Raw genomic sequence first — 26,169 nt, 5'->3', positions numbered from 1 at the left:
CCGCCCCGAATCGGGTGCGGCCCTTCGTCTCGTACAGAAGGAGTTTGCAGGTGCTGGTGACAGTCGGGCGGATCGGCCGGGCGCACGGGATCAAGGGTGAGGTCGGGATCGACGTCCGGACCGACGAGCCGGATCGCCGGTTCGCGGACGGTGCGGTGGTCGTCACGGACGCCAAGGTGTCCCGGACCCTGACCGTGGCCACGAGCCGCTGGCACAGCGGGCGGCTGCTGGTGAAGTTCGCCGAGGTACCGGACCGGACCGCCGCGGAGCAGCTGCGGAACCTGCTGATCCAGTCCGAGGTCGACGACGACGAGCGCCCGGAGGACCCGGACGAGTTCTACGACCGCGACCTGATCGGCCTCGCGGTACGCACCACCGACGGCGCGGACGTCGGCGAGGTCGTCGATGTCGTCCACCTGCCGGCGCAGGACCTGCTGGAGATCCGTCGTACGGCGGGCAACGTGGTGATGGTGCCGCTCGTCGAGGAGCTGGTCCCGGAGCTCAACGTCGACAAGCAGTACGTCGTCGTGGCGGACCGGCCCGGCCTGCTGGACCCGGAGGGCGCCGAGGTGGTCCCGACCGATGAGGCTTGACGTCGTCACGATCTTCCCGGAGTACCTGGCCGCTCTTGACGTCTCCCTGGTCGGAAAGGCCGCCAAGAGCGGGCTGCTCGACGTACACCTGCACGATCTGCGCGACTGGACCCACGACCGGCACCGGACCGTCGACGACACCCCGTACGGCGGGGGAGCCGGCATGGTGATGAAGCCCGAGCCCTGGGGGCAGGCGCTGGACACGATCGCGCCTGTCGACGGTCCCGCGCAGCCCCGGCTGATCGTCCCGACGCCTGCTGGGCGCCCGTTCACCCAGGAGCTCGCTTACGAGCTCGCTGCCGAGCCCTGGCTGGCGTTCGCGTGTGGGCGCTACGAGGGCATCGACGCGCGTGTGGCGTCGTATGCGGCCGAGCGGATGCGCGTCGACGAGGTGTCGATCGGTGACTACGTGCTGAACGGCGGTGAGGTCGCCGTACTCGTCATGGTCGAGGCCGTGGCCCGCCTGCTGCCCGGTGTGATCGGCAACCCGGAGTCCCTGGCAGAGGAGTCCCACTCCGGTGACGGCCTGCTCGAGTACCCGGTCTATACGAAGCCACCGGAATGGCGCGGGCATGACGTACCCGAGTTGCTTCTGTCCGGGAACCACGGCCTGATCGCGGAGTGGCGCCACGAGGAGTCGGTACGCCGTACCGCCGAGCGCCGGCCGGATCTCCTGGCGGCGTGGGGCGACGTACTCGGGCAGGGCGACGACACCGCGGGCGTCCGGATCCTGCCCGCGACGGCCGCTGATGCCGGCGAGATCCACGTACTCCAGCTGGCAGCCTTCCTCTCGGAGGCGCGGCAGTACGACGACTACACGATCCCGCCGCTGACCGACGACCCTGCCGCCACGACGGCCCGCCTGGAACGCGGGAACGTGCTCAAGGCCGTCGCGGGCACCCGCATCGTCGGATCGGTCCAGCTGGTCGTGGACGACACCGTGGGACGGGTCGAGCGGCTCGCCGTCGCCCCGGACTGGCAGGGCCGCGGGCTCGGAGCCCGTCTGCTCCGAGCTGCCGAGCAGCTGGCGCCGGCCGAGGTCACGTCATACGCGCTGGACACCGGTGCGCTCAGTGAGCGGAACCTGGCGCTCTACCGGAAAGCCGGCTACCGGGAGGCCGGCCGGAAGGCTCAGACGCCCAAGGTCGAGCTGGTGTACCTGGCCAAACGCCGTCGCCGTAAGTAGGGGACACCAGCGGATTTCGTCACCGTGTGGGGCGTGTGGCAAGATTGTCTGCTGCTGCCCTTCGGTGCTCCTGCCACAGGGGGTGACCACCGACCGGCAGCCTTCTGATGACTTCATCACCACCGAGATTCGTGGGTGACCTGTGGCACGCGCGAGGAAGAGACACCTGAAGATGAGCAACATCCTGAACGAGCTCGACAACGCGAGCAAGCGTGACGACCTCCCGGCCTTCCGCGCCGGTGACACCGTGAACGTGCACGTGAAGGTCGTCGAAGGCAACCGGTCCCGCGTCCAGGTGTTCAAGGGTGTCGTGATCCGGCGCCAGGGTGGTGGCCTGCAGGAGACCTTCACGGTCCGCAAGGTCAGCTTCGGCGTCGGCGTCGAGCGGACCTTCCCGCTGCACACCCCGATCGTCGAGAAGATCGAGGTCGTCACCCGCGGCGACGTCCGCCGCGCCAAGCTGTACTACCTGCGCGAGCTGCGCGGTAAGGCGGCGAAGATCAAGGAGAAGCGCGAAGTTCCGGCCTCCTGACGCCGCGTAACGACGACGGTCACCTATGGCGCCGAGCACTGCGACTCGCGCTCGCCCTCGGCCGGAACCGACGAGGGCACGTCGCAGCAAGGGACGGCACCGCAGGCTGAAGCAGCGCAATCCGCTGCTCAGCCTGCTCGTCGAGATGAGCACCGTCACGGCGCTCGCGCTCGTCATCACCGTGATCCTGCGGCTGTTCGTGGCCGAGGCCTTCTACGTCCCGTCGGAGTCGATGTACGACACGCTGACCAAGGACGACCGGATCCTGGCCGAGAAGATCAGCTACATGCACCGCGACGTCGGCCGCGGTGACATCATCGTCTTCAAGGACCCGGCCAACTGGCTGAACGAGGCGCCGACCGAGCCCGGCACGCTGCGCCGGATCGGTGAGTTCGTCGGCATCCTGCCGCGCAGCGGTGAGGGTCACCTGGTGAAGCGGGTGATCGGCATCGGCGGCGACCGGGTGGTCTGCTGCAACAAGCAGGGCCAGATCACCGTCAACGGCATCCCGCTGGACGAGCGGGAGTACCTGCTGAAGGACGCCAAGCCGTCCGAGATGCCCTTCAACGTCCTGGTCCCGCCCGGTCACCTGTGGGTGATGGGGGACAATCGCGCCGAGTCGGCCGACTCCCGTGCGCACATGGGCGGGCCTGGCGGCGGGTTCGTACCGGTCGAGAACGTGGTTGGCCGGGCCTGTTGCGTAATCTGGCCGTCTGACCGGATGACGATGCTGCGTCCTCCGGATACCTTCAAGAAGCCGGGGCTCAAGAAGTGACCGATACACCGACCAAGTCGGACGCCAAGGACACCAAACCCGCCCACCGCTCGGGGTTCGCGGCGGCCGCCCGTGAGTTCGTCCTGATCGTGGTCGGCGCCCTGATCGTGTCGTCGATCCTGCGGGCGTTCGTCGGGCAGATGTTCATCATCCCGAGCGAGTCGATGGAGAACACCCTGCTGGTCGGCGACCGGGTCGTGGTGGAGAAGCTCACCGACGTCAAGCGCGGCGACGTGGTCGTGTTCGAGGACCCGGGAGGCTGGCTCGGCCGGGAGGAGAGCGGCCAGAAGCGCGGCTCGATCGGCCGGTTCTTCGAGATCGTCGGCCTGCTGCCGGACTCCAGCCACGGTCACCTGATCAAGCGCCTGATCGGCATGCCGGGCGACAAGGTGGCCTGCTGCGACGCCAAGGGCCGGATCCTGGTCAACGGTCAGCCGCTGGACGAGACCGGCTACCTGTATCCCGGTGACACACCGTCCCAGATGCAGTTCCAGGTCACCGTCCCGGCCGGACGGATCTTCGTGATGGGCGACCACCGGTCCGCCTCCGGGGACTCCCGCGTGCACCTGCAGGACCTGGACGCGAACGGCACCAACCAGGGCGACGCCGCGTTCGTACCGCTCGACAAGGTGACCGGACGGGCGATCGCGATCGTCTGGCCGGCCGGCCGTTGGAACAAACTCGGCGTCCCCGACACCTTCAAGGCGGTCCCGGCCCCCGGCCCCGCGCCGGACAAGCCCTCGATATCCCTGACGCCACCACCCAAGTGAGGTTCTGTCGGCTTCGAAGCCTAGGGTGAGGTGTGTGATGCGGAGGGCTGGATGAGCGCGCTGCCGCGCGGTAGCACGGTACGACGGGACGCCGGGCTGTACGGGTACGAGCGGGCCCTGCGCCGGGTCGGGCTGGACCCGATCGCCGGCGTCGACGAGGCCGGTCGTGGGCCGTGTGCGGGCCCGCTGGTGGCGGCCGCCGTGATCCTGCCCGACGGCAAGCGCGGCCAGATCCCGGAGCTCGCCGACTCGAAGCTGCTGACCGCGAAGGCACGGGACCGGTGCTACGACCAGATCCGCCAGCGGGCCCTGGCATGGTCGGTCGTGTCGATCGAGGCCGCGGAGTGCGACCGGCTCGGCATGCACGTGGCGAACGTGGAGGCCCTGCGCCGCGCGCTGTTCCGCCTGGACGTGCGCCCCTCGTACGTCCTCACCGACGGCTTCGGGGTCGACGGTCTCGACGTACCCGGCCTCGCGATCTGGAAGGGCGACCGCGTGGCGGCTTGTATCGCGGCGGCGTCCGTGATCGCCAAGGTGACCCGCGACCGGGTGATGGAGCACTGGGACAAGGAGTACCCGCAGTACGGCTTCGGCATCCACAAGGGTTACTGCACCCCGGAGCACCAAGCGGCACTGGACGAATACGGCCCGTGCCCACAACATCGACGCCGGTTTGAGAATGTCCGCCGCAGTCTGCGACCCGATATGGGACAGAATGTGACCAGTCCCACCGGAGTGGAGAGTGTGCATGAGCGCTGACGACCTTGAGAAGTACGAGACCGATATGGAGCTCCAGCTCTATCGGGAGTACAAGGACGTCGTCGGGATCTTCAAGTACGTCGTCGAGACCGAGCGGCGCTTCTACCTGTGCAACGCGGTCGACCTGAAGGTCCGCACCGAGGGCGGCGACGTGTACTTCGAGGTCACGATGGCCGACGCCTGGGTCTGGGACGTGTACCGCTCCGCCCGCTTCGTCAAGAACGCGAAGGTCGTCACCTTCCGCGACGTCAACATCGAAGAACTCGCCAAGTCCGACCTAGAAGTCCCCAAAGACTCCGACTTCGGCCGCTAGCCCCAAGTCCGCAAGCTGCCCTCCCGCGACCTCCCGACAACCCGCCCCACCAGCCGCCGCCACACCGGGCGAAGCTGGCTTTCGCCGGATCGCCGGGACGCCGCACCGGCCGCGCGACGTTGCACAGGCACGCACCGGAAGGCCACCGCCCCGCCGACCAACCAGCGCCAACAGCCGACAGGTGGCGCCAGGGGCCAGCGGCCGGTAGCCGGTAGCCGATCCGTCGGCCGCGCGGCGTAGCGCTGGCACGCAGCAGAAGCCCACCACCCCGGCGACCAACCGGCAACAGGCAGCCGCCAGCGGCCGGCGATCTGCGGCACCTGCCTGAGTCCCCTGACGTCCGCAGGCGCGGCGTACGCCGGCCCGCAGCCTCTCAGCAGCCTGTCGGGCCGGCAGCCGGTCATCCGGTCAGCCGGGCTGCCCGTAGTCTGTCGGCCCGTCGGCGGGGTGCTCTAGCGACCCGGTGACCCGGCGATGTGACGACCCGGGCATTGGGCGATCAGGTGAGCCCGCGGCCAGGCGGGGTGGGGACGCGGCGGCCTGGTAAGCCGGCGTCCAGGTCAACTCCTGGACGGGCCGGACCGCCCCCCGCTTAGTCCGACCTGGCAATCCTGCGACATGGTCTTCCGACCTTGTGACCCCTCGACCTTGTGACCCCTCGCCTTGTGACCCCTCGACCTGGTGACCCGGCGGCGGGGAGGCGCGGCGGCGCGGCGGTGGGGGGCGGGGCGGCGGGGAGTAGTCGGGTATCCGGTTGGTCTCGTCAGGGTGTTGTGTCGGGGTCGGTGGTGGTTGGTGGTAGGTGCCAGCCGGTTTCGTCGTGTTCGACCAGGGAGAGGTCGGCGAGATCGTCGAGGCATTCCTGGGTGGTGTCGAGGTCCAGGCCGGCGTCGATTGCGATGCGTTCGGCGGGTGCTGCCCGTTGGGTGGGCACGGCGTCCAAGGTGCGGCGCTGGTCGTGGTCCAGGCGGTCGTAGGGCGTGCTCGGAGTGACCTGCCGGGGCGCCAGCCGGGTGCCCAGCGGGGAGATCGCTTCGATGATCTCCGCGACGTTGGTGACGAGGACGGCGCCGCGCTCACGGACCAGGAGATGGGTGCCTTCGGACATCCGGGAAGTGACAGGACCCGGGACGGCGAGGACCGCCCGCCCGCACTGCTCGGCCCAACCGGCGCTGTTGATGGCGCCGCTGCGGGCTGCTGCCTCGACGACGACAACGCCACGAGTGGAGGCCGCGATCAGTCGGTTGCGGGCCAGGAAGCGCAGTCGAGTCGGGGGAAAGCCTGGTGGGAGCTCGCTCACCACCAGGCCCTGCTCGGCGATCAGGCTGAGCAGCGCCGAGTTCCGTCGTGGATAGAATTGGTCGACGCCGCATGCCAGCACGGCAACCGTCGCTCCGGATGTGGCGAGCGCGCCACGGTGTGCAGCTGCGTCGATCCCGTACGCTCCGCCGGACACCACGACGAATCCGTTGTCCGCGAGTCCTGACGACAACTCGGCTGCCACATGCTCGCCGTACGACGAGCTCGCTCGCGATCCAACCATCGCGACCGACTGATCGAGCGTGGTCCGTAGGTTCAGCGGTCCTCTGACCCACAAGCCGAACGGCACTCCGGCTCGGCGCGCGAGTTGCCCCGCCTCGGCCAGGACGTCGATCTGCTCGGGCCACTCGTCGTCGCCAGGTATGACGAACCGTGCACCGACCGCCGCAGCCCGCTCGAGGTCGCGTTTCGGGTCCGTCTCGGCCAACCGCGTCGACCACCGCTCGGTTCCTTTGGCTTTCCGGCTCAGCATGTCCCAGATCTCCGCCGGCGCCATCCCGCCGAACGCCTGCAACGCCTTCAAGTCCCCCGGCTCGATCACCCGGCACAGCCCGACTCTCGCGAGCCGTTCGTCGTCCTCACCCTCATCACTCAGCACCTTCGCAACCGAACCTCCGCCGAACCCGGCACCTCCGGCTGATCCCCCGCCTCCACCCGCGCAGGCAGCTCCCGACGACGTGTCACCGGCCGGCTCGACTGCCATCCCAGGTGTCGCGAAGAAGGTGGCAGCGCCAGAGACGCCCGTCACGACATCAGTGGTCGAGCTGCCGAGGCGGTCGCCGGAGCGGGTGGGCGTCCGTCGGGCGGGGACTCCTGATGCGTTGGCCGTCTGCTTGCCGGCGGTGCTGGTGACGCAGACTGCACTGGGAGCGTCGGTGCCGGTGGATGTGGCGGTGCCGGCGGGTGTGACGGCGGCGGGTGCCGCGGTGGTCGAGCTGGTGAGGCGGTCGGCGGAGCGGGCGGGTGTCCGTCTGGCGCGGACGCCCGGTGCGTTGGCCGTCTGCTTGCTGGTGGTGCCGGTGACGCAGACTGCACCGGGAGCGCCGCTGGAGGCGAGTGTGATGGTGCCGGCGGGTGTGGAGACCGGCGTGGAGACGGGTGCGGCGGCGGGTGCGGCGACGGGTGTGGCGACGGTGGCGGTGGGTGCGGCGGGTGCGGCGGCGGTGGGGAGACGGAGGGGTTGTGGGGCTCGGGGGAGGGTTGGGGGGATGGGGGTCATGGGGTGGGTCCTTTGAGGGGGCGGGCGTCGGAGAGGGCGGTGAGGGGTTCGCCGGTGCGGAGTTGGAAGGCTTCGTGGGTCAGGTCGACGGTTGGATGTGCGCGCCCTTCCAGGTCGGCGAGGGTCCAGGCGAGTCGGACGACTCGGTCGAGGCCCCGGGCGGTGAGACGGCCGGCCGAGTAGAGGTCCTCGAGGAGTTTCTGGCCGGCGTCGTTGAGCGGGTGCTCGCGGCGCAGGACGGGGCCTGGGACGTCGCTGTTGAGGGTCCAGCCTGTGTTGCGGTAGCGGGATGCCTGCCGGTCTCGGGCCTCTTTGACACGAGCGGCCACGACGGCGGTTGATTCGGACGATGCGTCGTCGCGGACCGTTCGGGCGGCCGGGAGGATCTGGCGCTGGATGTCGAGCCGGTCCTTGATCGGGCCGCTGATTCGCTGGCGATAGCGCATGAGTACCTGCGGCGTGCAGGTGCACGAGCCACCGATTTCTGTGCCGGAGAGTCCGCACGGGCAGGGATTCGCCGCCATGACGAGCATGAACCTGGCCGGGAACTTGGCGACCGCGGCGGCGCGATGGATCTCGATGTATCCCGATTCGAGCGGCTGCCGCAGCGTGTCGAGCGTGAGCGGGTGCATCTCTGCTGCCTCGTCGATGAAGAGCACGCCGCGGTGTGCGCAGCTGATGGCTCCCGGTCGCGGTACGCCTGATCCGCCACCGACCAGACTGGCCAGCGACGCGGTGTGGTGTGGTGCGATGAACGGCGGGCGCGTGACCAGCTCGGCATCGCTCGTCAGCAAGCCGGCCAGTGAATGGACGGCCGAGACCTCCAACGAGTCCTCCATCGACAGGTCCGGCAACAACCCGCTCAGTCGCTCGGCGAGCATGGTCTTTCCCGATCCTGGTGGGCCGTGCAAGAACAGGTTGTGGCCGCCGGCCGCGGCGGCTTCGATCGCACGCCGCCCGTCATGGTGGCCGATGACGTCGTCCAGGTCGACGTCGGGAACGCGGGTCAACGACTCGGACAGCAGCCGTGGCTCGGCGCGGGCCGGCGCCTCGTCGGGGAGCTCGGTGCCGCGCAGCAGCGCCAGCACCTGACGGAGGGAGCGAACGCCGTACACCTCGATGCCCGGCACCAGACGGGCCTCGCTGGCGTTTTGATCGGGGACGACGATGCGGTCGAAGCCGGCCCGGGCGGCGGCGAGCGTCATCGCCAGCGCCCCGCGGACCTCCCGGATCCGGCCGTCGAGGCCGAGCTCGCCGATGATCGCGGTCTGCCGGAGCGCGCCGCGGTCGACGACACCGGCGGCGGTGAGCAGACTGAGCGCGATGGCGACGTCGTAGTGCGAGCCGTTCTTGGGCAGGGTGGCCGGTGAGAGGCCGATGGTGATCTTGCGATCGGGGAATCGCTCGCCACTGTTGACGACGGCTGCCCGGACGCGGTCGCGAGCCTCGGTCAGCGAGGCATCCGGCAAGCCGATCAGGGTCGTCTTCGGCAAGCCTTGGGAGATGTCGGCTTCGACCTCGACCAGATGACCTTCCAGGCCGACGAGGGCGACGGACCAGGTGTGGGCGAGCGCCATCAGGCGGCACCTCGGAGATGGTCCACGCTGGGCGGGGTGTTGTTGTCGAAGACGATCGCAATGATGTCGATCCGGATCGCGGACGGCCGGATCTCGTGGGTCTGCAGCCAGCGTCCGGCCAGCTTGCGGAGAGTCGTCAGCTTTTTGTAGGTGATCGATTCCAGCGGGGAGCCGTAGTTGAGTCCGCGGCGGGTCTTGACCTCGCAGATGACCAGGGTGCCGGCCTCGCGCGCGACGATGTCGATCTCGCCCAGGTCACAACGCCAGTTGCGCTCCAGCACGGAGAAACCGTTGCTGATGAGGTACCTCGCGGCGAGATCTTCGCCGTACTGCCCGACTGCTGTCTTGGTCTGCATCGATGACCACCTCCGGCAGAGAAGATGCCGGGATCGGGCCGGATTTCAGCAGTCACTTTTTCAGCTGTGGACAACAGTGGTGCGGACCGCGACGGGCGGTCAGTTGCGCATGTGTTTGCCGCGGGTGGGTTTCGAGGGCTGTTGCCGCTCGGGTGGGGTGCGGATGGCGCGGAGTTCGGGGTGGCGGTCGGGCTCGGGGCGGATCGCTTGGAGGCCCCCGGTGCCGGGGTCGGTGTCGCCGAGGTCGAAGTCCCAGCTGTCCTCGTTGGCCAGGCGGCTGTGCCAGCGGCCGTAGAGGCCGTAGATCGCGATGCCGATGACCATCCAGACGAAGAACTTGATCCACGTGCCGGTCTTCAGGTTCAGCATCAGCCAGAGCGTGGCGCCGAGCGACAGCAGCGGGATCAGCGGGACCATCGGGACCCGGAAGCCGCGCTCGAGGTTCGGCTCCGTACGGCGCAGGCGGAGGACGCCGACGGCGCAGAACGCGAAGCAGAAAAGGGCTCCGATGACGAGAAGTTCTTCGAGCTCCAGCACCTTCGGGTACAGGGTGAGGAGCAGGGCGGCGACGCCGGCGGCGGTTGCGGCGCGGGCGGGCGAGGAGTACACCCGGCTGACCCGGCCGAGGCTCTTCGGGAGCAGGCCGTCGCGGCCCATGTTGAACAGCACCCGGCTCTGCGCGATCAGGACCACCATGATCACGGTCATCAACGCGAGCAAGGCCCCGAGGTTCACGACCTTCGCGGCCCAGCCGACACCGACCGCGGCGAGAGCTTCGGAGACCGGTGCGGAGCCGCCGAGTTTGGCGTACGGGCGCATGCCGACCAGGACGACCGCCATCGCGATGTAGAGGATCGTCACCGCTCCGACACCGAGCAGCATGCCCTGCGGGACGGTCTTGCGCGGGCTGCGGGCGTCCTCGGACGCAGTCGCGATCAGGTCGAAGCCGATGTAGGCGAACACGATCGTGCTCGCGGCGGTGAAGATGCCCATCGTCCCGAACGAGCCGAACGCCGAGTCCAGCACCCAGCCGAGCACGGTCGGATCGGCCGCCGCGGGCGCCGCCCGGGCGGTCGGCACGAACGGGTGGTAGTTCGCCATCTTGACGTGCGCGGCGCCGACGACCACGACCAGCAGGATCACCGCGACCTTCGCGACCACGACGATGGTCAGCACCCGCGACGACAGCTTGGTACCGGTCACGATCAGCGCGGTCAGGATCAGCAGCAGCAGCGGGGCGACCAGGTTCACCTTGGCCTCGGGCCCGAAGAACTGCGCGATACCGCTCGGCAGCGTGACGCCGAACCCGTCCAGGGTGGCCAGGAAGTACGCCGACCAGACGCGGGCGACGATCGCCGCCGCGGTGACGAGTTCGAGGACGAGTGCCCAGCCGACCAGCCATGCCCAGGCCTCGCCGAACGTCACGTAGCTGAACGTGTACGCGCTACCCGAGACCGGGATCGTGGACGACAGTTCGGCGTAGCAGGCCGCGGCCAGCAGGCAGACGATCGCGGCAATGACGAACGACAGGATCACCGCCGGTCCGGCGACGTTGGCCGCCTGGACGCCGCTGATGCTGAAGATGCCTGAACCGATCATCACGCCCAGGCCGAGTACAACCAGGTCGCGACGACCGAACAAACGCGGCAGACGGTGCCGCGCGTCCTCGACTCGAGTGAACGCCGACTCGACCGGCAAGCGCCGGCCTACGGTCTGTCCGTTCGCTGAGGGGGCCATGGTCAGGGGTGCCTCCGTTGCTACTAGGGCAATCGGGCCGAACAGTAGTCGACCGTTGGGCTATCGACCAGACCTCCTCTTCCCGGCCCCCGCGCGGTGCCTTGCAGTGCCGGGGTGCCTACCGCATCGTCGGGGTATGACGCCGGACGAAGTCAGTGGAAACCGTTCCTGGCCGGAAGGTTTCACTGTGTTACTGGCTGACTACGAAAGGCACCTGACGGCGGAAAGAAACCTCAGCACTCACTCGGTGAGAGCCTACATCGGCGACGTGACGGATTTACTCGAACATTTGATTCGGCTTGGTCACGATGATCTCGAACGGCTCGATATCAGAGGTCTGCGCTCCTGGCTGGCGAAACAGCAAAGTCTGGGGAAATCCCGCAGCACGATGGCCCGCCGCGCGACCGCCGCAAGGGTGTTTACGGGCTGGGCGCAACGAACCGGACGGATCAGTACGGATCCCGGAGCGTTGCTCGCCAGCCCGAAGGCGCACCGGACGCTGCCGGGCGTCCTCGGCCAGGCCGACACCCGCGCGGTGCTCGACGCGGCCGCGGTCGCCGCGGACGACGGCAGTCCGGTCGGACTCCGCGACCTCGCGATCATGGAACTGCTCTACGCCACCGGCATCCGGGTCGGCGAGCTGTGCGCGCTCGACATCGACGACATCGACCGGTCGCGTCGCGTCGTCCGGGTGTTCGGCAAAGGGCGGAAGGAGCGGTCGGTGCCGTACGGTGTGCCGGCTGGTCAGGCGCTCGAACGGTGGCTGGCCGAAGCGCGACCGAGGCTGGCCCGGGAGGGGAGCGGGCCGGCCGTCTTCCTCGGCGCTCGTGGCGGCCGGATCGATCAGCGGGCGGTTCGCCGGCTGGTGCACGAACGGATCGAGGTCGTCGTCGACGCCGACATGGCCCCGCACGGGCTGCGGCACACAGCGGCAACGCACCTGCTCGAAGGTGGAGCCGATCTGCGCAGCGTGCAGGAGCTGCTCGGGCACGCGTCGCTCGCGACCACGCAGGTCTACACCCACATCTCCGACGAACGGCTCCGGCAGGCTTTCCAGCAGGCGCATCCGCGGGCCTGAGGCGCGGTTGTCCGCGAGGAATGCGGCGGGCGGGAGCCGTGATGCGGCAGACTGCGGGACATGCGGGTTTCGGCGAAGTCTGACTATGCGTTGCGAGCTCTGATCGAGATCACCCAGCGATGGGTGGCCAACGACCATTCGGTGGTGTCGGCCGAGGAGTTGAGCCGTGCGCAGGGGATTCCGCACGGGTTCCTGCAGGGCATCCTCGCCGACCTGCGGCGGGCCGGCGTGCTGTCCAGCCAGCGCGGGCAGTCGGGCGGCTGGCGACTGGCCGTCGACCCGAACGAGATCTCGGTCGCGGACGTGATGCGCGCCGTCGACGGCCCGATCGTGAGCATCTCGGGCGTCCGGCCGGAGAGCGTGTCCTACAACGAGCACGCGGTCGTCCTGCAGCGGGTCTGGATCGCGGCCCGGGCCAGCCTGCGCGACGTCCTCGAGAACACCACGCTCACCGATCTCGCCAAGAACAAGCTCCCGGCCGGCGTCGAGCGCCGTTCGCGGGACGAGGACGCGTGGCAAGCGCGGGTCCCGGGCAGCTGATCGGGTGCTACAGTCTGGACTTATATAAGCGGTGACTGTAGGAGATGAGTGATGGCCGAGCAGCAGATCAAGACGTTCCTGATGTTCGAGGGCGGCGCGGAGAAGGCGATGACCTTCTACCTGTCGCTGTTCGACGACGCCGAAGTGGTGTCGATGACCAAGTACAGCGCCGAGGGGCCCGGCCCGGAGGGCTCGGTGATGGTGGCCGTGTTCCGTCTGGCCGGGCAGCAGTTCATTTGCAGTGACAGCTTCCAGCACCATGGATTCACCTTCACGCCTTCGATGTCGTTCTTCGTGGACTGTGCGGACGAGGCCGAGCTCGAGCGGCTGTACAACGCGCTGGTCGAGGGTGGTGGCGCGCTGATGCCGCTGGGTGAGTACGGGTTCAGCAAGAAATTCGGGTGGGTCAACGACCGGTTCGGGGTGTCGTGGCAGCTCAACCTGCCGCACGCGTGAGGCTCACTGCCGCCTGATCAGCAGGCCGACGGTCAACGACAGGACAGCCGTGGCGGCGACGACGAGCTTGGCCGCCCGCCGATTCCGGTAGGCCGAGTCACCGATCGGGGCAGGCTGTGGAGCGGGCGCGGGTGTCCGCCTGACCGAGGTAAGAGGCGGGAGCAGCGGGAGAAGACGGACCGGTGGGCGGGGGAGTAGGGACAACGGGTTCAGGTACTGCCTGTCCTGAAGCAGGCCCCAGTGCAGGCACGCTCTGGGCAGGCAGTGCGAGCCCGCCGCGGAGAGGCGGCCGATGACGGTGCCGGTGCGTACGGACGCCCCGACCGGTACGTCGGCGACGACGGGTTCGTACGTCGTACGGCGGGTGCCGTACGTGATCGTGACGACGCCGCGGCCGGCGAGCGGACCGGCGTATGTGACGGTGCCGGGGGTGGCGGCGAGGACGGGCTGACCGGGACGGCCGAGGAGGTCGACGCCGCGGTGGCCGGGTAGCCACGGTTTCGCGGGCAGCTCGAACCCGTGGACGACTTCTGGACGAGGTTGAAGAGGCCAGTCGGAGGCGTGGGCGGGCGGGGGATCGGACAGTGGCAGGACGGTGACGTTCATGCCAGAGAAAGTGCCGTGGTTCGGCGACCGGCCGACCGGCGATCCGGGGATTGTGGACAACTGCGCCCGGTTCGCGTTGCGGGCGGCGGGTCACGTACACTTCCGGTGGCGTCCCATCCAGGTGGGACGACTACGCATGCCCGCACAAATTGTGCCGTTCCTCGGTCCCGGAGCCAGCTCCGGGTGGATCGGCGCGACGGGCATCAGGAGCTGCGGGTCACCCGATCCGTGGCGTTACAACCGAGAACCAGGCCCGGACCGAACGAACCCGGGCCGCCAAAGGAGACCCTCATGGCCGTCGTGACCATGAAGCAGCTGCTCGAGAGCGGCGTGCACTTCGGGCACCAGACCCGGCGCTGGAACCCGAAGATGAAGCGCTACATCCTCACCGAGCGCAACGGCATCTACATCATCGACCTGCAGCAGTCGCTGTCCTACATCGACCGTGCGTACGAGTTCGTCCGCAGCACGGTGGCGTCCGGCGGTGCGATCCTGTTCGTCGGTACCAAGAAGCAGGCGCAGGAAGCGATCGCCGAGCAGGCGACCCGGGTCGGGATGCCGTACGTGAACCAGCGCTGGCTGGGCGGCATGCTGACCAACTTCCAGACCGTGAACAAGCGGCTCCAGCGGCTCAAGGAGCTCGAGCTCATCGACTTCGACGACGTCGCCGCCTCCGGTGTCACCAAGAAGGAGCTGCTGCAGAAGCGTCGCGAGCACGACAAGCTGCTCAAGACCCTCGGCGGTATCCGCGACATGGCCCGGGTTCCGGCCGCCGTGTGGATCGTGGACACCAAGAAGGAGCACCTCGCGGTCGACGAGGCGCGCAAGCTGAAGCTGCCGATCATCGGCATCCTCGACACCAACTGCGACCCGGACGAGGTCGACTACCCGATTCCGGGTAACGACGACGCGATCCGCTCGGTCGGCCTGCTCACCCGGGTCGTCGCCGACGCCGTCGCGGACGGTCTGATGGGCCGCTCCGGCCAGGGCGCTGCCGCCGCCGGCGAGGAGCTGGGCCAGGAGGAGCCGATGGCCGCCTGGGAGCGGGAGCTGCTGGAGAGCCAGAACGGCACCACCGAGGCCAAGGCCGAGGCTGCCGCGGAGACCCCGGCCGCCGACGCGCCGGCCGCCGAGGCGACCGAGGCCGCTGCGGCGACCGACGTCCTGACCGAGCCGGTCGCGACCGACGCCGAGGTCACCGAGGCCGCCGTCACCGAGGCCAAGGACGAGGTCAAGGACGAGGCCCCGAAGGCCGACGAGGCCTGACAGCCCGCTGGTGCCGCCCGGGTCCGCCCGGGTGGCACCAACAGTTGCCCCCAGCCGCACCAGAACAGGACGAGAGAACGAGGAATGGCGAACTACACCGCCGCTGACGTGAAGAAGCTCCGCGACACCACCGGCGCGGGCATGATGGACGCGAAGAAGGCGCTCGAGGCCACCGACGGCGACTTCGAGAAGGCGATCGAGGAGCTGCGCATCAAGGGCGCGGCCAAGGCCCAGAAGCGCGGCGCCGAGCGGTCCGCCACCAACGGCCTGGTGGCCGCGGCGGAGAACGCGCTCGTCCAGCTGAACTGCGAGACCGACTTCGTCGCCAAGAACGAGCAGTTCCAGCAGCTCGCCGCCGACATCGTCACGCACGCCGCGGCCAGCAAGGTCGGCGACGTCGAGGGCCTGCTGAACGAGAAGCTGACCGACGGCAAGTCGGTCGCCGAGAACATCGAGGCGCTGGCCGCCGTCATCGGCGAGAAGCTGGAGCTCGGCAAGGTGGCCGTGTTCGACGGCCAGGTCACCGCGTACATGCACAAGCGTGCCGCTGACCTCCCGGCCCAGGTCGGCGTACTGGTCGAGTTCGAGGGCGACAACGTCGAGGCCGCCCGCGGCGCCGCCATGCAGGCCGCCGCGATGCGTCCGCTGTACACCACCCGCGACGAGGTCCCGGCCGAGACGGTCGAGAACGAGAAGCGGATCGCCGAGGCGACCGCCCGCGAGGAGGGCAAGCCCGAGGGCGCCCTGCCGAAGATCGTCGAGGGCCGCGTGAACGGCTTCTTCAAGGACGTCGTGCTGCTCGAGCAGCCGTCGGTCACGGAGAACAAGAAGACCGTGAAGGCCGTGCTGGACGAGGCCGGTGTCACCGTGAAGCGGTTCGCCCGCTTCGAGGTCGGCGCCTGATCCCGCGAAGGATCTGAGCGCACAGGCAACGAAGCAACGAACGAGGAGGCCGGAATCGTGACGGAAACCCTGGGTACCGAGACGAGTCCGGCCTCTCCGCCGTTCTCTCCCGCCTACCACCGCGTGCTGCTGAAGCTGTCCGGTGAGGTGTTCGGCGGCGGCAAGCTCGGCGTCGACCCGGACGTGGTGAACTCGATCGCCAAGCAGATCGCCGACGTGGCGCGGGCCGGCGTACAGGTCGCCGTGGTGGTCGGCGGCGGCAACTTCTTCCGCGGTGCCGAGCTGCAGCAGCGCGGTATGGAGCGGAACCGGGCCGACTACATGGGCATGCTCGGCACGGTGATGAACTGCCTGGCCCTGCAGGACTTCCTGGAGAAGCTCGGTATCGAGACCCGGGTGCAGACCGCGATCACCATGGGGCAGGTCGCCGAGCCGTACATCCCGCGCAAGGCCGAGCGGCACCTGGAGAAGGGCCGCGTGGTGATCTTCGGCGCTGGTTCGGGCATGCCGTACTTCTCCACCGACACCGTCGCCGCGCAGCGCGCGCTCGAGGTCGGCGCCGAGGCGCTGCTGATGGGCAAGCAGGGCGTGGACGGGGTGTACGACTCGGACCCGAAGAAGAACCCCGACGCGGTCAAGTTCGACCAGCTGTCGTACGACGACTTCCTGGCCCGCGGCCTGCGGGTCGCCGATGCCACCGCGATCAGCCTGGCCCGCGACAACGCGCTGCCGATCGTGATCTTCGGTCTCGAAGAGGGCAATATCGAGCGGGTCATCCACGGTGAGAAGATCGGCACTGTCGTCTCGCGGGGTCAGTAACCGGTAGTAAGCCCCGTACGACTAGGATCTTGGACACACGTGGCCGCGCCGAGGCGGCCCAGAGGAAGCGAGGAATGTCGTGATCGACGAAGCTCTCCGCGATGCCGACCAGAAGATGGCGAAGGCCGTGGAGGTTGCCAAGGACGACTTCGCCGCGATCCGCACCGGCCGCGCCCACCCGCAGATGTTCGCGGGCATCCTGGCCGACTACTACGGCAGCCCGACGCCGCTGCAGCAGCTCGCCGGCTTCCAGGTCCCGGAGCCCCGCACGGTGCTGATCTCGCCCTACGACAAGGGTGCGATGGCCGCGATCGAAAAGGCGATCCGCGACTCCGACCTCGGAGTGAACCCGAGCGACGACGGCGCGGTGATCCGGGTCGTGCTGCCGGCCCTCACCGAGGAGCGGCGCAAGGAGTACATCAAGGTCGCGAAGACCAAGGCCGAGGACGCCAAGGTCTCGGTCCGGAACATCCGCCGGCACGCCATGGACCAGGTGCACAAGACCGTCAAGGACGGCGACGCGGGCGAGGACGAGGGCAAGAGTGCTGAGAAGCGGCTCGACGGGTTGACGAAGAAGTACGTCGACTCCATCGACGAGCTGCTCAAGCACAAGGAAGCCGAACTCCTCGAGGTGTGATGGGCGTCGACAGCACGCCCGCGCCGAGTCCCAGCCCGAGCCGCGCCGGGCGGAATCTACCCGCGGCCATCGCGGTCGGGGTCGGGCTCGGCGCGCTGATCCTCGGATCGCTGTACTGGCAGAAGATCCTGTTCGTCGTACTCGTGCTGGTGGTCGTACTGGTCGCGGTCGACGAGATGATCAAGGCGCTGCGTACCGGCGGTGCGGTCATCCCGAAGATCCCGCTGTTCACCGGTACGGCGGCCATGCTGGTGGCGGCGTACTTCGGTGGCCCGATGGCGCTCCTGGTGGCGCTCGGGATCACCGTACTCGGGACGATCTTCTGGCGGATGCCGGACGGATCGGTCGGGTTCGTCCGGGATGTCAGCGCCGGGGTGTTCCTGATCGGGTACGTGCCGCTGCTGGCCGGGTTCGCGATCCTGCTGGCACAGCCGGACGCAGACGGCCCGGGCCGGGTGGTGACGTTCTTCGCCGTCACCGTGGCCAGCGACGTCGGCGGTTATGTGGCCGGTGTCCTGTTCGGCAAGCATCCGATGGCGCCGACGATCAGCCCGAAGAAGTCCTGGGAGGGCTTCACCGGCTCCGCGCTCGCGTGTATCGGCGCGGGCATCGCGGCGGTCGTGTTCCTGCTGCACGGTGACTGGTGGGTCGGCGCGATCGTCGGTGCGGTCGCGGTGCTGACCGCCACGGTCGGTGACCTCGGCGAGTCGATGATCAAGCGTGACCTCGGTATCAAGGACATGTCGAACCTGCTGCCCGGTCACGGCGGCGTGATGGATCGGCTGGACTCGCTGCTCGCCACCGCCCCGGTCGTCTGGCTGCTACTGCATCTCCTGGTGAAAGCATGACCGTTGCTCCCGACGGACGTTCGCTGGTCGGCGACGTCGTACGGCTGGATCGGATGCAGGCGTCCGACATCGACGAGCTGTACGCCGCGATCGGCAACGAGCAGGTCTACGCCGACGGCTTCGGCGGCGGTCCTGCCGCGCTGCCGGCCAGCGCCGAGGACATGCGGGCGCAGTGGATCCCGGCCGCGGCGAAGCGGTTCGCGTACGTCGTCCGCTTGGTTGCCGACGGCACCGTTGTCGGTACGTCGAGCCTCGGCGACGTCGACCTGACGAACGAGCGGATCCACCTCGGCTGGACCGGGTACGCGCCGGCCGTGTGGGGGACCGCGGTCAACCCGGCCACCAAGCTGCTGCTGCTCGAGCACGCCTTCGAGGTGTGTGGGTTCGGCCGCGTGAAGATCCAGACCGGGTCGAAGAACACCCGTTCGCAGGCGGCGATCGCGAAGCTCGGTGCGACCCGCGAGGGCTTGCTACGCCGGCACATGCTGCAGGCGGACGGAACGTTTCGCGACACCGTGGTGTTCTCGATCCTGGCGGACGAGTGGCCGGACGTGCGGAAGCGGCTCGAGGACCGGATCAACCGGTGAGCTTCGCCAGCGCCTCGTAGTTCGCCAGCAGGGCGGCGCGGTCGAAGGTGTTGGTGGTGATCAGCAGTTCGTCGGCGCCGGTTCGGCGTACCAGATCGTCGAGTGTTTCCTCGACCTCGGACGAAGTCCCGTAGATCTGGCCGCGGAGCGCGTTCTCGAAGTACTCCTGCTCGCGGGCGGTCAGCTCAGCCGGTACGTCGGCCTGCAGCGGAGGGAACACGCCGCGCGTCCGCGAGTACGCGCTGGCCCACGCCTCGGGCAGTAGCAACTGACGGGCGGCCTCGGTGGAGTCGGCAACAGCCGCAGTGACCGCGAGGATCACATACGGCTGCGGAGCCCAAGCAGAAGGCTCGAAGGCGCTCCGGTAGTCCTCCAGCAGCGACACCGAGTCAGGGCGAGCCGCGAGCACGACAGGTAGTCCCAGCGCGGCCGCGATCGCAGCACCTTCGCCCACAGCGAGGATGTACGGCGGTATCCGCAGCCCTTCACCAGGACGAGCATGCACCCGGTCAGGCGACGTACCGGCGAGATAACCGAGCAACTCCTGTACCTGAGTCGTGAAGTCGTCGGCCGCGTCCTTCTCGACGCCGAGCGCCCGCCGTACGCCATTCGTGAAGCCGACGGAGCGGCCGAGGCCCATGTCGATGCGTCCCGGGTAGAGCGACTCGAGTACACCGAACTGCTCTGCGACGACGAGCGGCTTGTGGTTCGGCAGCATCACACCGCCCGTACCCACGCGGATGTGATCGGTGCGAGCGGCAACCGCGGCCGCAAGCACCGTAGGAGCCGAGCCGGCCACTCCTGGAACGCTGTGGTGCTCCGACACCCAGAAACGCTTGTAGCCAAGCTGTTCCACCTGCTGCGCCAGCTCCACCGTCGCACGCAGTGTCTCCGCTTCCGACTCGGCTACACGCGTCCGGGAGCGGTCCAGGACTGAGAGCGGGACGGAGAGCATGCAAAGTCCAACGGGCGTGCGGGAGACCTCATTCCCCCAGTAAGAGCCGCAGGTCGTCGCGAAAGCGGTCCGGCGCGGCCAGCGGCGCCAGGAACGATTGCTCAACCTCCAACCGAACCTGCTCGGCGGCGGCGAATGTGGACTCGCCAAGAAAGGTGAGTACGACGACGTTCCTCCGCCGATCTTCCGCGCTGCGTCGGCGTTCGACGAAGCCCCGTTCCTCGAGTCCGTCCAGCAGGTCGCCGATCGACGTACGGTCGACCCGCAGCCGCGCTGCGACCTCGAGCTGGGAGAGCGGCTCGCCCGACGCGACCGCGGACAGCACCGCCAGGTCGCGGCCGTTCAGCCCGTGCGGCGCGAGCGCCTCGGTCTGTGCCTCGGTGAGCCGCGCGAGGACGTGCTTGAGCAGATACCCCAGCCGATCAGCCATACGGCAAATCTACCGGGCAACTGATCGTCAGGAATGCTGATCATCAGTTACCCTGATGATTATGTCACCGACCTTCGGTCTGAAGACCACTCCGATGCACGTCCCGTACGCCGACATCCGGCGCGTCTGGCTCGAGGCCGACGAGGAGCCGCTGATCCGCGACGCCTGGCTGTGGGACCACTTCCTCCCGCTGGCCGGCCCGAAGGACGGCGACGTCCTCGAAGGCTGGACCCTGCTCACCGCGCTCGCCGCGCAGACCACCCGGCTCCGCCTCGGCCTGCTCGTCACCAGCAACCGGATCCGCCCGCCGGCTGTTCTCGGCAAGATCGCGAGCACGCTCGACGTGATCTCCGGAGGCCGCCTGATCATGGGACTCGGTGCCGGCGGTACCCATCAACCCGCCGGTCTGAGTGGCATCCCGGGACCGAATCCGGCGATCGAGGAGTACGCCGCGTACGGGCTGACCCTGGTGCCGCCGGGGGAGGGGATCGACCGGCTCCGCGAGACGATCGAGATCCTGCGCCGGATGTGGACCGAGGAGGAGTTCGACTTCCACGGCCGGTACTACACCCTCGAACGCAACCGGAACGCGCCGAAGCCGATCCAGCCGGGCGGTCCACCGCTGCTGATCGGCGGCTGGGGCAACCGCATGCTCCGGCTGGTCGCGCAGTACGCCGATCAGTGGAACATCGGCGGCCCGCCGCACACCGACTTCGAGACGATCGCCGACCGGGTCCGAAGGCTCGACGCGGAGTGTGAGCGGATCGGGCGCGACCCGTCGACGGTCAGCCGCTCGCTGCAGCAGATCGTGTCGTACGACGACCCGGCCGGGACGCGGGCGATCGTCGAGAAGGCCGTCGGACTGGGGTTCGACCACATCGTGCTGTCGCTGCCGCGACCGTACCCGGAGCACGCCGTGCGCTGGCTGGTCCGGGAAATCGTCGACCCTTTCCACTGAGATCGAAACGAGTGGTGATTTTTTCACCGCTACGCGAAGTCGTGTGTCAGGATCAAACACAGGACGATCCGCCCCGGTCGTCCCAGTGAGGAGCCTGCCATGATTCCCACGACGAAATTCAAGGCCGCCCTCGGCGGTCTCGCCCTGATCGCGGCCGCTGTCCTCCCGGTGAACGCCGCCACCGCCGTACAGCAGACCGGTGCGTCGGCGGAGCAGATCGCGGCGAGCAAGCCGGTGCCGAAGCTCGGTTACTCGACGCAGACGGTCCGGACGCTCAACATCGACTTCCAGTACCAGCAGACGGGTTACTGGTGTGGCCCGGCCGCGACCCGGATCGCGCTGTCGGCGCGCATCTCACCGCCGAGCCAGCAGCAACTGGCCGACGAGTTGCCGACCACCACCAACGGCACGGACTGGATCGGCCAGGTCACCCGGGTGCTGAACAACCACCTCGGCACCGGCTGGTACGAGACCAAGGAGATGCCGGACGACCCGCCCACCCAGGCGCAGCGCGATCTGCTCTGGCGCGACGTCGTCCTCGACATCGACAACAACTACCCGATCGTCGCCAACATCGTTGCCCCGGCCAACAACCACCCGCCGGGCTACCCGAACTACACGATCTACCACTACTTCACCGTGATCGGGTACGACGACAGCGACCAGACCGTCCTCATCGCCGACCCAGCCGGCTTCGCCCCGACCGCGACGTACTGGCTCACCTTCAACCAGTTGGCGACGCTCATCCCGCCCAAGGGCTACTCGGCTTAGGGCCACTTTGTGCACCAGATCCGTACGGTTCCCGCCCCGCCGCACGGACCTGGTGCACAAAGAGATACTGGGGCGGTGACCAGAGACCCGCGGTTGGAGATTGAGTACTGCACGCAGTGCCGGTGGTTGATGCGGGCCGCGTGGACCGCGCAGGAGTTGCTGACCACGTTCCCGCAGGAGCTGGGGGAGGTCGCGCTGATCCCGAGTAGCGGCGGCGTGTTCGACGTACGGCTGGACGGCGAGACGCTGTGGTCGAGGAAGGCGGAGGGCGGGTTCGCCGAGATCCCGCTGCTGAAGCAGATGGTGCGCGACCGGATCGCCCCGGACCGCAAGCTCGGCCACTCGGACCGCAAGCCCGTCGGTGACGAGGGTCATGGGTCGTGAATTTGTGAATCATCAGGGGCGCTTGCGACAATAGGTCGGTTATGTCTACCTCCCTGCCTCTTGTTTTCGATGAGCCGCGCCGTGCCAAGAAGCCGCCGCGGCACCTGGCCGATCTCTCCGGGGAGGAACGGCGTACCGCGGTCGAAGCGCTCGGTGAGCCCGCGTTCCGGGCCAAGCAGCTCTCGAACCACTACTTCTCCCGGCTGGTGTCCGACCCGGCCGAGATGACCGACCTGCCGGCCGCGACCCGGGACAAGCTGGTCGCGGACCTGATGCCGCCGCTGCTGACCCGGGTCCGCGACCTGGAGTGCGACAACGGGGAGACCCGTAAGACGCTGTGGAAGCTGCTCGACGGATCGCTCGTCGAGTCGGTGCTGATGCGGTACCCGGGCCGTGTGACGATGTGCGTGTCCTCGCAGGCCGGGTGCGGGATGGCGTGCCCGTTCTGCGCGACCGGCCAGGGCGGCCTGACCCGGAACATGACCACCGCGGAGATCGTCGAGCAGGTCGTCGACGGTGCGCGGGCGCTCGCCCGCGGCGAGATCGCCGGCGGTCCGGGTCGGGTCTCGAACATCGTGTTCATGGGCATGGGCGAGCCGATGGCCAACTACAAGGCCGTGATCGGCGCGGTCCGGCGGTTCACCGACCCGTCGCCCGAGGGCCTGGGCATCTCCGCGCGCGGTGTGACCGTGTCGACGGTCGGCCTGGTGCCGCGGATGAACCAGCTCGCCACCGAGGGGATCCCGGTCACGCTGGCGCTGTCGCTGCACGCGCCGGACGACGAGCTGCGCGACGAGCTGGTCCCGATCAACAACCGCTGGAAGGTCGACGAGGTACTGGACGCGGCGTGGGACTACGCGCGGCAGACCAAGCGCCGCGTCTCGATCGAGTACGCGATGATCCGCGACATCAACGACCACGCCTGGCGTGCCGACCTGCTGGCCGAGAAGCTCCGCGCCCGCGGCGACTGGGCCTGGGTGCACGTCAACCTGATCCCGCTGAACCCGACCCCCGGCTCGAAGTGGACCGCGTCCGACCCGGCCGACGAGCGCGAGTTCGTCCGGCGGCTCGAGGCCGGCGGAATCCCGGTAACGGTCCGCGACACCCGCGGCCAGGAGATCGACGGCGCCTGCGGCCAACTCGCAGCCGCGACCATGTCCTGATGCTCAAGCCGCAGTTCCGCGTCCGGCGGCTGGGGCAGCGCTACGACTGCGCGCAGGTCGACGCCTTCGTGGACCGGATCGTGGCGACGGCCGAGCGGCGGTCGGTCGGGCCCGGCGTGACTGTGGAAGAGCTGCGTGAGGGGTACGCGATCGACGAGGTGGACGACTTCGTCGATCGGGTGATGGCGACTGTGAACGGTCAGCCGGTGACCAGGCCGGTGACGGTGGACGAGGTACGGCGCGTTCAGTTCCGGCCGGTTCGGCTTGCCGAGGGGTACGACATTGTCGAGGTCGATGCGTTTCTCGATACCGCTGAGGGATGGCTCCGCTAGACCTGGAAGACGTTTGGGCGGTCGAGGAGCCATTTCCAGGTGCCGTCGGGTTGGCGGCGGGCTACTTCGGCGGTGGCTGCGGTGGGACTGAGGACGGTTGAGGTGAGTGCGATGTCCCCGGACACGAGGGTGGGGGACTGGGCGCCGGCCGTGAACTTGGTGCCCGGCGGGATCGCGTCGTAGAACTCGCGGATCGCCTGATGGCCGGCGGCGAAGGAGCCGTCGGGCCGCGCGAGTACGGCGTTCTCCTCGTACAGATCGACCAGACCGTCGACGTCGTGGGCGTTCAGGCGTTCGAGCAGGACCGGTGTCAGCTCGTCGGGTGTCTGCGTCATGAACCGGCCTCCATGAGGATCTTCGCGAGGGCCCCGGGTTGGGAGAGCATCGGCCAGTGGCCGGTCGGCAGCTCGGCCAGTGTCCAGTGCGGTGACTTCAGCGCTTCCTGTACGTCGGGTGACGGGGTGTCGCCTGCCATCAGGCACTTGATGTACGTCGTGGGCAGCTCACCGATCGGCCTGACCAGCCGCGCCGGTTGCGTCAGCGTCAGCCCGGGATGCGGCGTGCCGCGTATCACCAGCAGGCTGATCGCCTCGTCGGACAGATCCTGGTCGACGAAGTGCTCCGCTGGGGCCGGCAGCCACGTACCGTCGCCTTCGGCCAACTGCTCGTCCAGCCATGCGCGGTCGTCGGCGGGCCACGCGTCCGCGAACGACAGCCCCTCGGCCGGGATGCTCGAGTCGACGTACACGACCCGCCGCAGCCGGTCCCCGATCCGACCGGCCGCCTGTCCGACCGGGATCCCGGAGTAGCTGTGCCCGACCATTACCACGTCGTACAACTCGTTGCCCTCGACCACCGAGACGATGTCGTCCACGTGCTGTTGCTGCCCGACCCGCTCCGCGTCGCCTTCCGCGAGACCGCTCAGGGTCACGGCGTACACCGCGTGCCCGGCGTTCCGCAGATGCTCCGCGACGGCGTCCCACGCCCACGCTCCGAGCCGAGCTCCTGGTACCAGTACGAACTCACCCATGCCGCGCACAGTAGTCCAGGGGTGGGACAATCGGGCGGTGAAAATCCTCTCGATCCAGTCTGCGGTCGCGTACGGGCATGTGGGGAACTCGGCGGCTGTCTTCCCACTTCAGCGCATCGGTGTGGAGGTGCTGCCGGTCTACACGGTGAACTTCTCGAACCACACCGGTTACGGGGCGTGGCGTGGGCCGATGATCAGTCCGGACGACGTACGCGAGGTGCTGCTGGGGATCGAGGAGCGTGGCGTGCTGCCGCAGATCGACGTGGTGCTCTCGGGCTACCAAGGTGGCGAGGGGATCGCCGACGTGATTCTCGAGGCGGTGAAGCGGGTGAAGGCGGCGAACCCGAACGCCGTGTACTCCTGCGACCCGGTGATGGGCAACGCGAAGTCCGGATGCTTCGTCGCGCCGGCGATCCCGGTGCTGCTGCGCGATCGGGTGGTGCCGGCGGCCGACATCATCACGCCGAACCAGTTCGAGCTGGGCTTCCTGACCAACACCGAGCCGGACACGCTCGAGTCGACGCTGGCATCGGTGGAGCTGGTACGCGCGACCGGGCCGCGGACCGTACTCGTCACGAGTGTCGAGCGTCCCGATCGCGAGGACGGCACGATCGAGATGCTCGCCGTCGACGACAGTGGCGCGTGGTTGGTGCAGACGCCGTACATCCCGATGAAGGCGAACGGCTCCGGTGACGTGACAGCCGCGCTCTTCACGGCGCACTACCGCCGCACGGGCGACCTCCCCGACGCGCTCGCCCGAGCGACGTCCAGCGTGTTCGACCTGCTAACACGCACCCACGAATCGGGCGAGCGCGAGCTACAACTCGTCGAGTCCCAGGACGCGTACGCCAACCCACAGCTGCAGTTCAAACCGCAGCGCGTGGCTTAGGTGTACTGAACCGAGAACGTGCACAGTCTCTTGGTGGCTCGTGTGAGGGCGACGTAGAGGTCCCGCAAACCGCTCGGGCGGGCGGCGGCGATCTCCTCCGGGCCGACGAAGACGATCGCGTCGAACTCCAGGCCCCGGGCCTCGGAGGCCGGCACGAGGCGCGCCCACTGGACGGCGCCGGCAGCTGCCAAGTCCTTGATCCGGGAGTCCGAGCAGATCACGCCCGTACACCTCGCCCGCGTTGTCGGTCGACGACCTCAGCACGTAGGCCAGCTCGGCCCGTACCTCCGCCGTCTGCTCGTCGAGCAGTCCGTACATGGCGGAAACATGTGCCTGCTCCAGCGCGACCTTGCTCTGCGGCACCCTCGTTGAACTGCGGC

32 protein-coding genes and 1 tRNA gene are annotated in these 26,169 nt (G+C 68.6%); 23 read left to right on the top strand and 10 right to left on the bottom strand.

The genetic code is table 11. The features are described from left to right. Positions 1–50: 50 nt before the first annotated feature. From rimM to ACZ5BU_RS34405, 8 genes are all read left to right on the top strand, one after another. Complete coding sequence (gene rimM / locus ACZ5BU_RS34440; RefSeq protein ID WP_465704819.1) at positions 51–593, top strand: ribosome maturation factor RimM; 543 nt, start codon at positions 51–53, stop codon at positions 591–593. Continuing rightward, a complete protein-coding gene (gene trmD, locus ACZ5BU_RS34435) occupies positions 583–1,779 on the top strand; it encodes a tRNA (guanosine(37)-N1)-methyltransferase TrmD (protein WP_465704817.1) in 1,197 nt (398 codons plus the stop codon). Before rimM ends, trmD begins: the two co-directional genes overlap by 11 nt. A gap of 172 nt (positions 1,780–1,951) precedes the next feature. Next, positions 1,952–2,311 (top strand): 50S ribosomal protein L19, encoded by a 360-nt coding sequence (rplS, locus tag ACZ5BU_RS34430; protein WP_458166475.1) that lies wholly within the window; start codon positions 1,952–1,954, stop codon positions 2,309–2,311. A 145-nt stretch (positions 2,312–2,456) separates the two neighbouring features. Beyond that, positions 2,457–3,086 (top strand): signal peptidase I, encoded by a 630-nt coding sequence (lepB, locus tag ACZ5BU_RS34425; protein ID WP_465704814.1) that lies wholly within the window; start codon positions 2,457–2,459, stop codon positions 3,084–3,086. Further along, entirely contained in the window at positions 3,083–3,856 is a 774-nt protein-coding gene (gene lepB / locus ACZ5BU_RS34420; protein ID WP_465704812.1) for a signal peptidase I, read from the top strand. Before lepB (ACZ5BU_RS34425) ends, lepB (ACZ5BU_RS34420) begins: the two co-directional genes overlap by 4 nt. A 51-nt stretch (positions 3,857–3,907) precedes the next feature. Then, positions 3,908–4,615 (top strand): ribonuclease HII, encoded by a 708-nt coding sequence (locus ACZ5BU_RS34415; RefSeq protein WP_465704810.1) that lies wholly within the window; start codon positions 3,908–3,910, stop codon positions 4,613–4,615. After that, positions 4,605–4,928, top strand: a complete 324-nt coding sequence (locus ACZ5BU_RS34410; RefSeq protein WP_012922325.1) for a DUF2469 domain-containing protein — start codon at positions 4,605–4,607, stop codon at positions 4,926–4,928. Before ACZ5BU_RS34415 ends, ACZ5BU_RS34410 begins: the two co-directional genes overlap by 11 nt. Before the next feature lie 513 nt (positions 4,929–5,441). Continuing rightward, positions 5,442–5,507, top strand: a tRNA-Thr gene (locus tag ACZ5BU_RS34405). Between the two features lie 184 nt (positions 5,508–5,691). On the opposite strand, the gene dprA is transcribed toward ACZ5BU_RS34405, so the two are convergent. From dprA to ACZ5BU_RS34385, 4 genes are all read right to left on the bottom strand, one after another. Then, positions 5,692–7,467, bottom strand: coding sequence for a DNA-processing protein DprA (dprA, locus tag ACZ5BU_RS34400; RefSeq protein ID WP_465704808.1), 1,776 nt, complete (start codon positions 7,465–7,467; stop codon positions 5,692–5,694). After that, positions 7,464–9,044, bottom strand: a complete 1,581-nt coding sequence (locus ACZ5BU_RS34395; protein WP_465704806.1) for a YifB family Mg chelatase-like AAA ATPase — start codon at positions 9,042–9,044, stop codon at positions 7,464–7,466. Before ACZ5BU_RS34395 ends, dprA begins: the two co-directional genes overlap by 4 nt. Next, positions 9,044–9,400, bottom strand: a complete 357-nt coding sequence (locus ACZ5BU_RS34390) for a YraN family protein (RefSeq protein ID WP_465704805.1) — start codon at positions 9,398–9,400, stop codon at positions 9,044–9,046. The genes ACZ5BU_RS34395 and ACZ5BU_RS34390 overlap by 1 nt, the downstream gene beginning before the upstream one ends. 99 nt (positions 9,401–9,499) lie before the next feature. After that, a complete protein-coding gene (locus tag ACZ5BU_RS34385) occupies positions 9,500–11,137 on the bottom strand; it encodes an APC family permease (protein WP_465704803.1) in 1,638 nt (545 codons plus the stop codon). 136 nt (positions 11,138–11,273) lie between these two features. Here ACZ5BU_RS34385 and ACZ5BU_RS34380 point away from each other — a divergent pair, with 136 nt between their 5' ends. The 3 genes from ACZ5BU_RS34380 to ACZ5BU_RS34370 are packed head-to-tail and all read left to right on the top strand — an operon-like array spanning position 11,274 to position 13,211. Continuing rightward, positions 11,274–12,215: a tyrosine recombinase XerC gene (locus ACZ5BU_RS34380; RefSeq protein ID WP_465704801.1), complete on the top strand. Its 942-nt coding sequence runs from the start codon at positions 11,274–11,276 to the stop codon at positions 12,213–12,215. Between the two features lie 60 nt (positions 12,216–12,275). Continuing rightward, complete coding sequence (locus tag ACZ5BU_RS34375) at positions 12,276–12,755, top strand: RrF2 family transcriptional regulator (RefSeq protein ID WP_141852253.1); 480 nt, start codon at positions 12,276–12,278, stop codon at positions 12,753–12,755. 51 nt (positions 12,756–12,806) lie between these two features. Beyond that, entirely contained in the window at positions 12,807–13,211 is a 405-nt protein-coding gene (locus ACZ5BU_RS34370) for a VOC family protein (RefSeq protein WP_465704799.1), read from the top strand. A 3-nt stretch (positions 13,212–13,214) separates the two neighbouring features. Here ACZ5BU_RS34370 and ACZ5BU_RS34365 read toward each other — a convergent pair whose 3' ends face one another. Beyond that, positions 13,215–13,817, bottom strand: coding sequence for a peptidoglycan DD-metalloendopeptidase family protein (locus ACZ5BU_RS34365; protein WP_465704797.1), 603 nt, complete (start codon positions 13,815–13,817; stop codon positions 13,215–13,217). Positions 13,818–14,108: 291 nt separating this feature from the next. On the opposite strand from ACZ5BU_RS34365, the gene rpsB reads away from it, so the two are divergent. From rpsB to ACZ5BU_RS34335, 6 genes are all read left to right on the top strand, one after another. Next, positions 14,109–15,083 (top strand): 30S ribosomal protein S2, encoded by a 975-nt coding sequence (gene rpsB, locus ACZ5BU_RS34360; protein ID WP_465704795.1) that lies wholly within the window; start codon positions 14,109–14,111, stop codon positions 15,081–15,083. Between the two features lie 84 nt (positions 15,084–15,167). Beyond that, the gene (tsf, locus tag ACZ5BU_RS34355) at positions 15,168–15,986 is read left to right on the top strand and encodes a translation elongation factor Ts (protein ID WP_465704793.1); all 819 of its coding nucleotides are present in this window, start codon (positions 15,168–15,170) and stop codon (positions 15,984–15,986) included. A gap of 57 nt (positions 15,987–16,043) precedes the next feature. Beyond that, positions 16,044–16,805, top strand: coding sequence for a UMP kinase (pyrH, locus tag ACZ5BU_RS34350; protein ID WP_387666247.1), 762 nt, complete (start codon positions 16,044–16,046; stop codon positions 16,803–16,805). Between the two features lie 82 nt (positions 16,806–16,887). After that, the gene (gene frr / locus ACZ5BU_RS34345; RefSeq protein ID WP_465705161.1) at positions 16,888–17,442 is read left to right on the top strand and encodes a ribosome recycling factor; all 555 of its coding nucleotides are present in this window, start codon (positions 16,888–16,890) and stop codon (positions 17,440–17,442) included. Further along, positions 17,442–18,290, top strand: a complete 849-nt coding sequence (locus tag ACZ5BU_RS34340) for a phosphatidate cytidylyltransferase (RefSeq protein ID WP_465704791.1) — start codon at positions 17,442–17,444, stop codon at positions 18,288–18,290. Before frr ends, ACZ5BU_RS34340 begins: the two co-directional genes overlap by 1 nt. Further along, positions 18,287–18,877, top strand: coding sequence for a GNAT family N-acetyltransferase (locus ACZ5BU_RS34335; RefSeq protein WP_465704789.1), 591 nt, complete (start codon positions 18,287–18,289; stop codon positions 18,875–18,877). The genes ACZ5BU_RS34340 and ACZ5BU_RS34335 overlap by 4 nt, the downstream gene beginning before the upstream one ends. On the opposite strand, the gene ACZ5BU_RS34330 is transcribed toward ACZ5BU_RS34335, so the two are convergent. Together ACZ5BU_RS34330 and ACZ5BU_RS34325 are read right to left on the bottom strand one after the other, a co-directional pair. Next, positions 18,867–19,832, bottom strand: a complete 966-nt coding sequence (locus tag ACZ5BU_RS34330) for an LLM class flavin-dependent oxidoreductase (protein ID WP_465704787.1) — start codon at positions 19,830–19,832, stop codon at positions 18,867–18,869. The genes ACZ5BU_RS34335 and ACZ5BU_RS34330 overlap by 11 nt on opposite strands. A 28-nt stretch (positions 19,833–19,860) precedes the next feature. After that, the gene (locus ACZ5BU_RS34325) at positions 19,861–20,262 is read right to left on the bottom strand and encodes a MarR family winged helix-turn-helix transcriptional regulator (RefSeq protein WP_465704785.1); all 402 of its coding nucleotides are present in this window, start codon (positions 20,260–20,262) and stop codon (positions 19,861–19,863) included. Positions 20,263–20,323: 61 nt separating this feature from the next. On the opposite strand from ACZ5BU_RS34325, the gene ACZ5BU_RS34320 reads away from it, so the two are divergent. From ACZ5BU_RS34320 to ACZ5BU_RS34300, 5 genes are all read left to right on the top strand, one after another. Continuing rightward, positions 20,324–21,220 carry an LLM class flavin-dependent oxidoreductase gene (locus ACZ5BU_RS34320; RefSeq protein ID WP_465704783.1) on the top strand — a complete coding sequence of 299 codons (897 nt, stop codon included), beginning with the start codon at positions 20,324–20,326 and terminating at the stop codon, positions 21,218–21,220. 99 nt (positions 21,221–21,319) lie between these two features. Continuing rightward, positions 21,320–21,991, top strand: coding sequence for a C39 family peptidase (locus ACZ5BU_RS34315; RefSeq protein WP_465704781.1), 672 nt, complete (start codon positions 21,320–21,322; stop codon positions 21,989–21,991). 75 nt (positions 21,992–22,066) lie between these two features. Continuing rightward, positions 22,067–22,375 carry an Rdx family protein gene (locus ACZ5BU_RS34310; RefSeq protein WP_465704779.1) on the top strand — a complete coding sequence of 103 codons (309 nt, stop codon included), beginning with the start codon at positions 22,067–22,069 and terminating at the stop codon, positions 22,373–22,375. A 41-nt stretch (positions 22,376–22,416) separates the two neighbouring features. Next, entirely contained in the window at positions 22,417–23,538 is a 1,122-nt protein-coding gene (rlmN, locus tag ACZ5BU_RS34305) for a dual-specificity RNA methyltransferase RlmN (RefSeq protein ID WP_465704777.1), read from the top strand. Beyond that, entirely contained in the window at positions 23,538–23,870 is a 333-nt protein-coding gene (locus ACZ5BU_RS34300; RefSeq protein ID WP_465704776.1) for a DivIVA domain-containing protein, read from the top strand. Before rlmN ends, ACZ5BU_RS34300 begins: the two co-directional genes overlap by 1 nt. Here ACZ5BU_RS34300 and ACZ5BU_RS34295 read toward each other — a convergent pair. Beyond that, a complete protein-coding gene (locus ACZ5BU_RS34295; RefSeq protein WP_465704774.1) occupies positions 23,867–24,205 on the bottom strand; it encodes a YybH family protein in 339 nt (112 codons plus the stop codon). The genes ACZ5BU_RS34300 and ACZ5BU_RS34295 overlap by 4 nt on opposite strands. Beyond that, a complete protein-coding gene (locus ACZ5BU_RS34290; protein WP_465704772.1) occupies positions 24,202–24,900 on the bottom strand; it encodes an alpha/beta fold hydrolase in 699 nt (232 codons plus the stop codon). The genes ACZ5BU_RS34295 and ACZ5BU_RS34290 overlap by 4 nt, the downstream gene beginning before the upstream one ends. Positions 24,901–24,937: 37 nt before the next feature. Between ACZ5BU_RS34290 and pdxY the strand changes: the two genes are divergently transcribed. Further along, the gene (gene pdxY / locus ACZ5BU_RS34285; RefSeq protein ID WP_465704770.1) at positions 24,938–25,789 is read left to right on the top strand and encodes a pyridoxal kinase PdxY; all 852 of its coding nucleotides are present in this window, start codon (positions 24,938–24,940) and stop codon (positions 25,787–25,789) included. Here the strand turns inward: pdxY and ACZ5BU_RS34280 are convergent. Further along, entirely contained in the window at positions 25,786–26,010 is a 225-nt protein-coding gene (locus ACZ5BU_RS34280; RefSeq protein ID WP_465704768.1) for an ATP-binding domain-containing protein, read from the bottom strand. The genes pdxY and ACZ5BU_RS34280 overlap by 4 nt on opposite strands. Positions 26,011–26,169: the final 159 nt, after the last annotated feature.

The sequence above is a fragment of the Kribbella sp. NPDC031520 genome (assembly GCF_055580825.1).
Note: the sequence above shows the minus strand (reverse complement) of the source record. Positions and strands in the feature narration are given on the sequence as shown.